The organism is Acetobacter senegalensis (genome assembly GCF_001580995.1).
GTDB lineage: Bacteria > Pseudomonadota > Alphaproteobacteria > Acetobacterales > Acetobacteraceae > Acetobacter > Acetobacter senegalensis.
Genome location: NZ_LHZU01000144.1, coordinates 22,056 through 34,064, shown reverse-complemented (window position 1 = coordinate 34,064; position 12,009 = coordinate 22,056). Strand labels below are relative to the sequence as shown.

Below are 12,009 nucleotides of genomic sequence, written 5' to 3'. Positions count from 1 at the left end.
GTTCGGAAACGGTGGCCCAACCTACCGTGAACTTCTGCTGTAAAGAAGGTTTGTAAGGCAGAGTTTTGGCAAAATGCCCGTTTTTTGCGCTTTACCCGAGCAGAAACCACAACCGGAACACCAGTTGCTCCAGTTTTTCATGTCGCCGGAGCTGTTCCATCTTCTGCAACAGGGAGAATCGGGCAGCTAGTCCACGCCACCCACGGCCAAGCCCCTGTTGAATAAGGCGCAGGCTTTCCTGATTCTGCGGAGTCAACAATTGGCGGCGGCTGAGCAGGTACAGGGTATTGGCACGGAAGATGTCCATGAAAAGGCTGGGGCCGCGTCGTAAGGCGCCCAGAGCACGTTGCATGAAGCGTGCAGGCGCGCCAACAGCGTTTTGTCCGTGCTGGCGGTAGAGCAGAACAGGCCGGTTATCTGTCAGAATATTCCCTCCCGCGCCAGCGACAAGAAGATAGGCCCACCAGTCATGCAGGATATGCGAAGATGCTGGCATGGCTTTCTTCAGAAGAGCGCACGCTGCGGGGGAGAGCATGATGGTGCAGCCGGTTGCAATATTCTGGGTGAGAGCCGCCAGAAAAGACGTTGCCTGTGGCAGAGGCGGAGACAGACCAACAGGTGTGAGATTTCTGTCTGTCAGGGTTTGCCGGGCGCAGTACAAGCCGGGCTGCGTGGGGGGAAGAGTCGCAAGGGCTTTTAGCCCACGTGCCAGTTTATCAGGTAGCCAGACATCATCCTGATCACAGAATGCAATGGGCATATCAGGCGGAACAACTGCAAGAAGGTGGGAATAGGAGGCTGTAACGCCCAGATGCTGGCCATTGCGGGGTGTGACCATGATGCAGCGATGGCCCATTTTCTGGCTGAAATGCTGCATCAGGGAGAGCGTGCCGTCGGTAGAGCCGTCATCACGCCAATAGAGAACCCAGTTGGTGTGGGTTTGGCCTTCAAGGGAGGCAAGCTGTTCGCTCAGATAGGTGCCCCCATTATAGAGCGAAAGCAGAATGGCAACGGGGGCATCTGACAGGCCCGATTGTGCAGGGAAGCGTCCGGGCATGGTGCTCTGACTGTTATCCTGCACTCGGTGTCCTCTGACAGGGGGTGGAAGGCTGCTTCTGTAACGCAGTCAGAAGCAGCAGGTGCGTTTTGCTCAGGCTGAAGGAGTCTGGGCAAAAATCTGGTTTACAACCTTCTTTACGCTTTCTTCCCACGCCGGCATGGTGATGCCAAATACACGCGTGAGCTTGGAATTGTCCATCCGTGAATCAGCGGGCCGTTTGGCCGGGGTGGGCCAATCTTCGGTGCGGATAGCGGTGACTGTGGGCATGGCCTGCCCATGGTCTGCTGCATCTTTCAGCGCTTCTACCGCCAGACCGTGCCATGTGGTCTCACCGGTTCCGCACACATGGTAGATCCCGGCAAAATCATCTTTCCAGCCGTCTTTTTCGAGAATGGCGAGAACGGAAAGAATGGCGCGCGCCAGATCATCTGAACTGGTGGGATTGCCTTTCTGGTCCCCGACCACTTTCAGGGCCGGATTTTTGGCACCTGCGTTCAGCATGGTGCGAACAAAGTTCTTGCCATGAGCCGAATACACCCAGGAGGTCCGGAAAATCAGGGTCTTGGGATTGGCGGCCAGTGCCTGTTTTTCGCCTTCAGCCTTTGTGCTGCCATAGACCGTGTCAGGGGAGACTGCATCTGTTTCCACATACGGTGTGCCTTTGTCTCCGGAAAAGACGTAATCAGTGGAAACATGGATCAGCGGAATATTCTGCTGGGCGCACAGACGGGCCAGTTCTGCCGGACCACTCGTGTTGGCGCGGGCGGCTGCTTCAGGTTCCTTTTCCGCCAGATCAACAGCAGTCCAGGCTGCGGCATTGACCACGGCAACCGGTTTGACGGCTTCCAGCGTGGCGGCCAATGTTTCAGGTTTGTCAAAATCAAAACCGGGACGTCCAACGCAATGAATGCGCGGACCACCAAGCGTGACCAGAGATGTTGCAAGCTGTCCGGTGCCACCGGTGACCAGAATGGGACCACCCTCAGATGCCAGAATGCTCATGACGTGCTCCCGTTCTTAAAATTGAAACCAGCCTTTGGCGGCAGAAAATTCCGGTGCTTCCAAATCTTTTTCTGACAAAATGGCGTCTTCAGGTTTGACAGGCCAGTCAATGGCCAGTTCCGCACTGTTCCAGATCACCGCCCGTTCAGAAGCCTTGTTGTAAAGGCCGGTGCATTTGTACTGAACTTCCGCATTTTCAGTCAGGGTGCAGAAACCGTGCAGGAAGCCCGGCGGAATCCAGAGCTGGGACCAGTTTTCTTCTGACAGTTCAGCCGCAACCCATTTGCCATAGGTCGGGGAGCCAGTGCGGGCATCAATTGCGACATCCCAGATGGCCCCTTTGGTGCAGCGTACCAGTTTTCCCTGAGCATATGGGTCAAGCTGGCAATGCAGGCCACGAACAACACCTTTCTGGCGGGAAAGGCTCTGGTTATCCTGAACGAATGGCTGGGTAATGCCTGCGTCACGCATGCGGTCGATATTGTAGGTTTCGGAGAAGAATCCCCGATTGTCTCCAAAGCGCGGCGGCGTAACAAGGATGACGTCCGGAATGGCGAGACGATCAACTTTCATGAAGGCAGATCTCCAGAAATTAAGACTGGCATAAAATTAAGGCGGGCATAGAAAAAAGGGCTGCCTGATCAGCAGCCCACGGGAGCAGAATCGGCAACCTGCATCAGCAGGCGGCCCAGTTCGGTTTTGATCATGCGTTGTGCATGAGCCCGCAACTGGTCTGCATCAATAAAGCCCATGCGATAGGCGACTTCAGCTGGAGAACCGACCAGCATGCCCTGACGAGCCTGAATGGTATGCACAAACTGACCGGCTTCCATCAGGCTGTCGGGAATGCCGGCATCCAGCCAAGCGCAGCCACGGCCAAGGCGGTCAACATGCAGGGATCCTTCTTCCAGATAGAAGCGGTTGAGATCCGTGATCTCCAGTTCGCCGCGGGCAGAAGGTTTGACCCGCTTTGCAAAGTCCAACACTCGGTTATCGTAGAAATAGAGCCCGGTAACTGCCCAGTTGGAAGGAGCTTCCGTCGGCTTTTCCACAATGCTCAGCGCGCGACCGGTGCTGTCAAACGTGACCACACCGTAGCGTTCCGGATCACGTACCTGATAAGCAAATACTGTAGCGCCCGTAGGACGAAGGGCCGCGGTTTGCAGGGCGGCGCTCAGGTGATCAGCAAAAATAAGATTGTCACCAAGCGCCAGTGCGCAGGGAGCGTTCCCCAACCAGTCTTCCGCGATCAGGAAGGCCTGCGGAATCCCATCCGGAGACGGCTGGACCCGGTATTCAAACCGTACGCCAAACTGGGACCCATCTCCCAGAAGGCGTTTGAACTGCGGCAGGTCAGCAGGCGTGCTGATGATCATGATATCCTTGATGCCCGCCAGCATAAGCGTGGAGAGCGGATAATAGACCATCGGTTTATCATAAACCGGCAGCAACTGTTTGCTGGCAGCCAGAGTCATGGGGTACAGGCGCGTGCCGGAACCACCGGCCAGCAGGATGCCCTTCATGGGCGTGGCGACAGGGGGTTTCTGTGTCATTCTGCGGCAGTTCCCAGACGGTTTCCGGTATAGCGGCGGGCGCGGATGGCTTCCCACCAGTCACGATTATCCAGATACCACTGCACAGTGCGGCGGATTCCGGTTTCAAAATCATGTTTGGCTTTCCAGTCCAATGCCTGTTCGGCATGGGATGGATCAATTTCATACCGGAAGTCGTGACCAGGACGATCGGATACAAAGCGGATCAGACGTTCACGCGGGCCAGCGGCATCCGGTGACAATTCATCCAGAACCTTACAGATGGTCTTGACCACTTCCAGATTGCTGCGGGGCTGACGGGCACCAATGGCATATGTTTCGCCCGGCACGCCTTTTTCCACGGCCTTGACCAGCGCTTCTGCGTGGTCTTCCACGAACAACCAGTCCCGCACGTTGGCGCCATCGCCATAAACAGGCAGATCCTTGCCTTCAATAGCGTTGATGGTGATCAACGGAATCAGCTTTTCCGGAAAATGCCAGATACCGTAATTGTTGGTGGTGTTGGTCACAAAAGTGGGCAGGCCATAGGTATGGAACCAGGCGCGCACCAGATGATCAGAAGAGGCCTTGCTGGCGGAATACGGGCTGCGCGGATCGTAAGGCGTAGTTTCCGTAAATGGCGGGTCATTGGGTTCCAGCGCCCCGAACACTTCGTCGGTCGAGATGTGGTGGAACCGGAAGGCTTCACGATCTGCCTTGTCCAGGGTGAGCCAATATTTCCGTGCCGCTTCCAGCAGGGAATAGGTGCCGACCACATTGGTCTGGATAAAGACACCGGGGCCATCAATGGAGCGATCCACGTGGCTTTCAGCCGCCAGATGCATCACGGCGTGCGGGCGGAACGTCTCGAACAGACGGCTCATCTCGCTACCGTTGACAATATTGGCCCGTGCAAACTCGTAGCGTCCGCTGGAGGGGGCATCTTCCACTGTTTCTTCAGAAGCTGCATAAGTCATGCAGTCAACATTCAGAACAGAGTGATCGGTTGACCGAATAATATGCCGGATTACCGCAGACCCGATAAATCCGCATCCGCCTGTTAATAAGATACGCATAGAGTTTCCGCTTTTGTGACCAAAGAAGACGTTCAAATTTCTACATAACAGGCATAACGCAGAAAATTCCGGTTCGCCAGTAATCATGCATAATTTGCGCAATTAGGGCGGGCAGCAGTATGAAAAGGGCTAAATGACGCGGCGTGACTGACTGGTAGGGACGAAGAGAATGTTTGCCGAAAACCTGACGGAAGCGCTGTTGAGGGTATTGGAACGGCCTGAACTGAAAGTTCTTGCGCAGTTTTGTTGTATTACCCTTAACCCCTCCATCGGGCACCCGTTTCAGGTCGACCGGCAAGGCAACATAGTCCTTGGAGCCCCCTGTTTAGGCGAAGAAACAGTGGTGGCGTTTCACCTGCGCCATGCGCTTGAACTGGCCGTTCTGCTGAAAGGCACGGCCGAATCGCCCTGCGAAACCGCTAAAATCCTTTTTGCCGCAACCCGCACAACAGCCCGATTCTGGCTGTTGGACAGTTTTGCTGATCATCCTCAACCCGAATCCTGGGTACGGCTTTTTACGGCGGCTGATGTCCCTGCAAAGGCTGCATTGAAGGCAGTTTACCCCGCTCTTTTGCCACTTGTGGCAGAAGCTGGAAGCCCTAAACAGTACACGCTTTCTTCTGAGGAATGGGACGAGATTCTCCGTTGGCTGGGGGGAGCATGGGGACTGATCGGCCCGGTAGAAGCTCTTATGGCTGAAGGGGGCGATGCACGCCTCACCGTGGGAGTGCGCACGGGGCTGAATCATTATGGCTGTTCGCATCGACCGCGCCCATGGGCTGTGACCTTCGCGTCCTCTACTGCTTCATCGTTGTCTGAACGGGGATTTACTGGCGGAGAACTTGCCCGGTTGGCCTTGATGCGCGCTGTGCTGCAAGGCGATGCTCTGGCGTTCTTGCGAGAACAGGCGCGGGATATGCGACGTTTTCTGGCGGGCTTCTTTGGGGTGGCCGACTCCGATGCCGTCATTCTTTCTCCATCTGGCACGGATAGCGCGCTGGCTGTGCTTGCGTTGTCGGCGTCAGGTGGGGTGCCTGTCACCACAGTGCTGACCGCACCGGACGAAACAGGAAGTGGTATCCCCCTGGCTGCGCAAGGATGTCATTTTGCGCAGGAAACAGCGCGCGGTGTCTCGGTTGAAAAAGGCGCGTTGATAGAGGGGTTCCCCGCAGATGCGCGGAGTCTGACGCTTCCCTTGCGGAATGTGGAAGGCGGTCTGTGCGTATCAGAAGACGTTGTGCGCGCCTGTCAGGTTATGGTGGCTGAAGAGGTTGCCGCAGGACGGCGCGTTCTTCTCCACGTGCTGGATTTGTCCAAAACGGGCCTTCTGGCACCAGATATGGAGGCTGTTGCAGCCTTGTGTGCCGCTTATCCCGGGTGGCTGGATGTGGTGGTCGATGCCTGTCAGACCCGCCTTATGCCACAGCGGATCAGCGCGTATCTGGAGAGAGAGTGGGCCGTGATGGTCACGGGCTCCAAATTCTATACGGGCCCGCCCTTCTGTGGGGCGTTGCTGTTACCGGCTTCCTGGAAGAATCGCCTGGCAAAAGGAACACTTCCGGTGGGGCTTGCAGCGTACGCCAACCAGTGTGAATGGCCGTCCTCTTCCGCCTGCCAAGTGCTTGCAAGCAGTGCCAATCATGGCCTGTTGTTGCGCTGGGCCGCCGCCCGCGCGGAGATGGAAGCTTTTGCCGCCATTCCGGCTGATGTGGTCTCCGAGCGTCTCCATAGTTTTCTTCATGCCGTAACGCAGGCGATTCTTGCTCAGCCTGATCTGCAATTACTAACCCCGTATGTGCCGCAACGTCCCGCTTTGACGGATGACTGGGACAGGCGGCAGACAATTCTCTCTTTCATGGTTCGGGCGCCGGAGGCACCGGATATTGATACACCGCTTGATTTTGACCGATGTCGAAAAGTGTATCAGTGGCTGAATGCGGATGTCTCAGAGTACGTGCCGCAGGCTGATCGCAAGCTGGGGGCGCTTTTGTGCCATATCGGTCAGCCCGTGGCACTTCCTCATCCTCATGCACGAGGGGGAAAGGCGGCAGCCTTGCGGCTTTCTGCCGGAGCACGCCTGATTTCGGGTGAACCGTCTCATGATGGGCTGGGAACCAAAGCCAGAATGGCGCGCGAGATCGCAGACGCCCTCAAGGTTCTGGAAAAAATCAGCCTTATTCTGGTGCATTGGTCCGCCATCGCCAAGGCAGATCCGCCAGCTTCATATGCCCCCAGGGTTCAGGCAGGTGTTCTGGCTTCGGGGGCAGAGCCCCGCGATTACGCATCAGGCCAGAAGCAGACGAGCGTTACAATTTCTTCTCTTGCCTTGGGTCGTTCCTGACAGCACAACAACAGCATGAGTGCATCTGTAACCTCTCCCCAAATCGTACAATCCAATCAGGGCAACTTTCTGGATACGCCTCAACTGGCCACGGGTGTGACCCGTTTCTGGTTTATTCGCCACGCGCTGGTGGAACAAAATGCCAGAATGAGCCTGTATGGCACTCTGGACGTGCCCCTTTGCCCAGATAGCCTGATTGCCCAGCGCCCGATGTATGAAGCACTGGCGGCACGCCTGCCTCGCAAGGCCCGCTGGCTGATCAGCCCCCTCTCGCGCACGCGGTGCACGGCGGAAGCCATTCAGGATGCCGGATATGGGCCTGCCGAGCTAAAGGTTGAGCCAGCCCTGATTGAACAGAATCTGGGGGAATGGCAGGGAATGGCGCATCAGGAATTGCCGGATCACCTGCATCTTGCGCCACATCCGTTCTGGTCCGTTGCGGCCTCTGAATGCCCCCCAAAAGGGGAAAGCATGATTGATGTCTGCGCCCGTGTGGGGCGCGGACTGGACCGTCTGGCAGAAACCTATGCCGGGCAGGATATGATTGCTGTCAGCCATGGCGGTGCCATTCGTGCGGCTTTGGCCCATGCTCTGCGTATTCATGCTGAAACGGCTTTGCATTTTTCCATCCAGAATCTATCTCTCACCATCCTGGAACGGCTGGAAGAGGGATGGCGGGTTGTAACCGTCAACGAACTGCCGGGCATCTGATTTTTTAAGCAATCGGCAGCAGAAATCAGGCTTTATCCCTTCTCAGGGAGTGCCAGATTTCTGCTGTTGCTGTTGCTGTTGCTGTTGCTGTTGCTGTTGCTGTTGTGGCGAAGGCGGTGCGGGTGACAGCGGAGGCGTGACCACAGGCGGTTTTCCGTTTTCTGCCGGTGGTATGGGTTGTGACGCGGCTGGCGGGTTTTGCTGCACGTTAGCTCCCGTAGGGGCGTCTTTTCGGGGCTGATCATCCTGTGCGTCTTCTTCTGTATGCAAAGCAGAAAGCGGTACGCCCTTAAGCGGAGATTTTTCGGTCACAGGAATATCCGGTCCCTTGGCATCCCACGCGTCAACAGGGGGAAGCGGCTGCTGGGATGGCTGATCAGCCAATGGGTTTTTGTCCAGAACTTTTCGGGTGCTTTGCGGGTAGCGGTTCATCAATCCCAGCAGGGTGCCGTTTGTCCAGCCAAAGCCGACCTGCATGGGGTATTCTCCACCGCCCTTGCCGCCGGTGGGGCTTATGTCGTTTGCCACAACATCATATTTTTCCAATAGAACACCACTTTTTTCAAAGGTGCCAATAACGCGTGCCATCCATCTGCGGCCAATATCGGCTGCCAGATCATGATGCCCGTACTGTTCCAGCCCCTTTATGGCCATCCACTCTTCAGGAGCCCACCCGTTCGGGGCATCCCATTGCTGGCCGGTTACCTGATCCGTTACGGTCAGCCCGCCCACATGCAGCAACCGTTTCTGGATGGTGTGCGCCACGGCATCGGCCTTGTCCTGCGGGGCCAGATGCAGGAAAAGCGGAACAGCCGTGGCAGTGGACAGAATGCCGGTGGGTTTGCCGGTTTTCCAGTTGTAATCGAAATAGGCGCCTTCTTTTTCATCCCACAGATAATGGTTGATGGCGTCCTGAAGCTGTTTGGCCTGCTGCATGTATGACGCGGATTTCCCTTTATCTCCACTCAGCGCGTAGGCGTGGGAGAGGGTCTGCATCAGATGCACCATCAGACAATTATATTCTATTGTCAGGAGCGATGTTGTCTGGATGGTTGAAAGGGTTTTGCCGTCCGCCAGCCAGCGTGAGGAATAATCCCATCCGGTTTCAGCGCCCGCGCGCAGATCACGCCAGAGATCATTGGCGTTGCGTTGTGTTTGGCGGGCAGTGGCCAGATCCTGCGGGTAGCTTTCATCGCGAGGCGTGTTCATGTCATCCCATGGGCGAAACATGAGTGTTCCGTCAGGGAGTTTTACGGCGTGTCGCCACGCGTTTCCGGGTTTGAGTGTGGCGGCTCCATCCGTCCAGTAATCATATTCGCGCTGCAGTTCTGGCAGGAAGGACGTGTAAACCACCTGCCCATCATGGCTGGCGAGCAGATCCAGCATCACGGAGAAAAACGGAGGCTGAGACCGGCTGAGATAATAGGTGCGGTTTCCGTTGGGCATATGCCCATACCGTGCGATCAGGGAGGCAATATCCTGCACCATGTTGCGCATCAGATCGATGCGCTCGTCCTCATAGAGGCCAATCATGGTAAAATAGCTGTCCCAGTAATATATTTCTGAAAAACGTCCGCCGGGAACAATGTATTTTTGTGGCAGTGCGAGCAGGGAAGACCACGGCACGGCAGTATCGGCGTCACGCGTCAGGACATCCCACATGCCGGTAATGTAATCGCGCACGTTTTCATCAGGTTTGCGTGAATAGGCAGCAGACCGCAGCACAGGAATGGTGAAATGTTCTGATACAAACAGCTTCAGGTTGAAATCGGGCAGGTCTTTCTGCTGCTTCCACATGGCAACCAGATCAACAGGAGCCTGATCAGGAATTGCATCGGCCACGGCTTTTGCATCCGTGAAGATTTTGGCTGCATGAATGGCGGCGAACAGTTCTCCCAGCGCAATGGACGGCGGACGCAGATCCTGCGGAATGGAGAGAGGGTGATCTCCCGCATGAGGAGCAGGAAGCCGATTGAACAGTTTGGCCTGCACGGGTGGCGTTGCATCATCCTGCTGGTCCAGCGCGGGAGAGGCATCACGAGGGCTTGCGGGCTGCGCCACGCCAACGTTGCTTTCAGGAGCAGGAGCAGGAGCAGGAGCAGGAGCAGGAGCAGGAGCAGGAGCAGGAGCAGGAGCAGGAGCAGGAGCAGGAGCAGGAGCAGGAGCCTGCGTTGCGGTGGAGGTGAGCCTAACCACGGAGGACGGTGCCGCGAGGGCCGGCGTTGGTTTTTCTCCTTCCACCTTAGAAGTCTTCACTGAGGGGAGGGCTCGTGCGCCTATTGGAGCGTCTGCCTGCATGGAGGAGGAAGTTGGGGAGGGAAGCGGCGCAGCAGACTGCGCCCACCCGCTGAGCGGTGTGCTGGCCAGAAAAAGGAACAGGGCTACAGAGCGCAGGCGTGAGCGAGAGATAGTGGCAGCAGGCAACGAGCGCGGAGTCAGCACGGAAGAAGGGAATATGCTGGAAATATGGGCTGTAGGGCTTGTTCTGTCCGTATGCGCGCTCATGTCTTTCTTTCGGTCGAAGTCTTTCTGGCCAACGCAAAACCTGTCAGCCTCTCTTGCCAAGGCGGAGGAATGGAAACCTCCGGCTGGTACGTAAAGAACGGTGCAACCGGGATCGGGTTTTGCGTAACACCGGAACTGTCTATGCTTTTCAGCCATGCTGGGCGATTGTGGCCCGCGCACTTTAGTCCTGTCAGGAGTTTTGTTCATGTCGTCCCCTCTTTCAAGCCCCGGGGCTCTGGCCGTTACGGATGACCTGTTTTTCAAGCGGCCCAACGCCTTGCTGCAACGGGACGAAGCCGAAGGGCTGACCCGCGATGCGCTGACAGGCATGGATGATGGTGAACTTTTTCTGGAATACAGGGAAAGCGAGAGCATTGCGCTGGATGATGGTGTGATCCGCTCCGCCTCTTTTGATACCAGTTGCGGGTTTGGTTTGCGGTCTGTGCTGGGTGAGGAAACCGGCTTTGCCCATTCTGATGATCTGAGCCGTTCAGCGCTGAAGCGGGCTGCTGATGCGGTCAGTGCTGTGCGCAATGGTCGGTCCGGCACCATGGCGGATGCGCCGCGCTCCACCAACACGCGCCTTTATACGGATGCAAACCCTCTGGGGGATACGGATTTTGCCGCCCGCTCCGGGCTGCTGTCCCGCATTGATGCCTATGCCCGGGGCAAGGACAGCCGTGTGGTGCAGGTTATGGCGTCTCTTTCTGGTGAGTGGCAGGCCGTGCAGATTATCCGTGCGGACGGGGTGCGCGTGGCCGATCTGCGGCCTCTGGTGCGCTTGAATGTGTCCGTGGTGGTGGAACAGGGTGGCAAACGGGAAAGCGGCAGCCATGGGCTGGGCGGTCGCTATGAAATCAACCGCCTGCTTGAAGAACCGACCTGGCAGGGCGCAGTGGATGAAGCCCTGCGGCAGGCATTGGTCGCTCTTGAAGCCCGTCCTGCTCCGGCAGGTGAGATGGAAGTGGTGCTCGGCGCTGGCTGGCCCGGTATTCTGCTGCATGAAGCGGTTGGGCATGGGCTTGAAGGAGACTTCAACCGCAAGGGCACATCCGCTTTTGCTGGCCTTATGGGCAAGCGGGTGGCGGCTCCCGGTGTCACGGTGATTGATGATGGGTCTTTACCAGACCGGCGTGGCAGCCTGACCGTGGATGATGAAGGCACCCCCACAGGCCGTACCGTGCTGATTGAAGACGGTATTCTAACGGGTTACTTGCAGGATCGCCTGAATGCCCGGCTGATGCACATGGCCCCTACCGGCAATGGTCGGCGTCAGTCTTATGCGCATGTGCCGCTGCCCCGCATGACCAACACCCTCATGCTGCCGGGCCAGGCGTCAACGGAAGATATGATCCGCTCCATGAAGCGCGGTCTGTATGCGGTGCATTTTGGTGGTGGTCAGGTGGATATTACCTCCGGCAAGTTCGTGTTCTCAGCATCTGAAGCCTATCTGGTGGAAGATGGAAAAATTACAGCTCCCGTTAAAGGCGCGACGCTGATTGGCAGCGGTGCGGAAGCCATGACGCAGGTTTCCATGATCGGGAAAGATATGGAGCTTGATCCGGGCATTGGTACCTGTGGCAAGGCCGGGCAGGGCGTGCCTGTGGGTGTGGGGCAGCCCACCCTGAAAATGGCAGGCCTGACCGTGGGCGGCACGGCCTGAGCATAACAAAGGGGATACGCGTGGCAGCGTGTGCGGGCTGACGCGCGGATTTTATTGAACCGAAAAAGGCGGCAGAAGGAGCATGCGTGGGCGAATCGAGAGGTTTCTGCTGTTTGACC

The 12,009-nt window shown here is 57.0% G+C and carries 9 protein-coding genes; 3 read left to right on the top strand and 6 right to left on the bottom strand.

Features of this window, described 5'->3' with window-relative positions; all coding sequences use genetic code 11:
• Window positions 1–91: 91 nt before the first annotated feature.
• The 5 genes from AD948_RS14260 to rfbB form a co-directional block, all read right to left on the bottom strand.
• On the bottom strand, window positions 92–1,081 hold the full coding sequence (locus AD948_RS14260; RefSeq protein WP_248846050.1) for a glycosyltransferase family 2 protein: 990 nt from the start codon (window positions 1,079–1,081) through the stop codon (window positions 92–94).
• 69 nt (window positions 1,082–1,150) lie between these two features.
• Complete coding sequence (rfbD, locus tag AD948_RS14255) at window positions 1,151–2,062, bottom strand: dTDP-4-dehydrorhamnose reductase (protein ID WP_061472473.1); 912 nt, start codon at window positions 2,060–2,062, stop codon at window positions 1,151–1,153.
• Window positions 2,063–2,077: 15 nt separating this feature from the next.
• Complete coding sequence (gene rfbC / locus AD948_RS14250; protein WP_006558177.1) at window positions 2,078–2,635, bottom strand: dTDP-4-dehydrorhamnose 3,5-epimerase; 558 nt, start codon at window positions 2,633–2,635, stop codon at window positions 2,078–2,080.
• A gap of 68 nt (window positions 2,636–2,703) precedes the next feature.
• Window positions 2,704–3,585, bottom strand: coding sequence for a glucose-1-phosphate thymidylyltransferase RfbA (gene rfbA / locus AD948_RS14245; protein WP_211264495.1), 882 nt, complete (start codon window positions 3,583–3,585; stop codon window positions 2,704–2,706).
• A gap of 26 nt (window positions 3,586–3,611) precedes the next feature.
• Window positions 3,612–4,670, bottom strand: coding sequence for a dTDP-glucose 4,6-dehydratase (rfbB, locus tag AD948_RS14240; RefSeq protein WP_039903931.1), 1,059 nt, complete (start codon window positions 4,668–4,670; stop codon window positions 3,612–3,614).
• A 169-nt stretch (window positions 4,671–4,839) separates the two neighbouring features.
• On the opposite strand from rfbB, the gene AD948_RS14235 reads away from it, so the two are divergent.
• Both AD948_RS14235 and AD948_RS14230 read left to right on the top strand, forming a co-directional pair.
• Window positions 4,840–7,011 (top strand): hypothetical protein, encoded by a 2,172-nt coding sequence (locus tag AD948_RS14235; RefSeq protein WP_211264492.1) that lies wholly within the window; start codon window positions 4,840–4,842, stop codon window positions 7,009–7,011.
• A gap of 15 nt (window positions 7,012–7,026) precedes the next feature.
• On the top strand, window positions 7,027–7,722 hold the full coding sequence (locus AD948_RS14230) for a histidine phosphatase family protein (protein WP_061472471.1): 696 nt from the start codon (window positions 7,027–7,029) through the stop codon (window positions 7,720–7,722).
• Window positions 7,723–7,764: 42 nt separating this feature from the next.
• On the opposite strand, the gene treF is transcribed toward AD948_RS14230, so the two are convergent.
• Window positions 7,765–10,227, bottom strand: coding sequence for an alpha,alpha-trehalase TreF (gene treF / locus AD948_RS14225; protein WP_248846049.1), 2,463 nt, complete (start codon window positions 10,225–10,227; stop codon window positions 7,765–7,767).
• A 205-nt stretch (window positions 10,228–10,432) separates the two neighbouring features.
• Here treF and tldD point away from each other — a divergent pair, with 205 nt between their 5' ends.
• Complete coding sequence (tldD, locus tag AD948_RS14215) at window positions 10,433–11,890, top strand: metalloprotease TldD (protein ID WP_039905898.1); 1,458 nt, start codon at window positions 10,433–10,435, stop codon at window positions 11,888–11,890.
• Window positions 11,891–12,009 lie beyond the last annotated feature (119 nt).

Bases quoted from the DNA above. Each gene is read 5' to 3' on its own strand.
- rfbD (WP_061472473.1), bottom strand. From the start codon at position 2,062: ATGAGCATTCTGGCATCTGAGGGTGGTCCCATTCTGGTCACCGGTGGC.
- rfbC (WP_006558177.1), bottom strand. From the start codon at position 2,635: ATGAAAGTTGATCGTCTCGCCATTCCGGACGTCATCCTTGTTACGCCG.
- rfbA (WP_211264495.1), bottom strand. From the start codon at position 3,585: ATGAAGGGCATCCTGCTGGCCGGTGGTTCCGGCACGCGCCTGTACCCC.
- rfbB (WP_039903931.1), bottom strand. From the start codon at position 4,670: ATGCGTATCTTATTAACAGGCGGATGCGGATTTATCGGGTCTGCGGTA.
- AD948_RS14235 (WP_211264492.1), top strand. From the start codon at position 4,840: ATGTTTGCCGAAAACCTGACGGAAGCGCTGTTGAGGGTATTGGAACGG.
- AD948_RS14230 (WP_061472471.1), top strand. From the start codon at position 7,027: ATGAGTGCATCTGTAACCTCTCCCCAAATCGTACAATCCAATCAGGGC.
- treF (WP_248846049.1), bottom strand. From the start codon at position 10,227: ATGAGCGCGCATACGGACAGAACAAGCCCTACAGCCCATATTTCCAGC.
- tldD (WP_039905898.1), top strand. From the start codon at position 10,433: ATGTCGTCCCCTCTTTCAAGCCCCGGGGCTCTGGCCGTTACGGATGAC.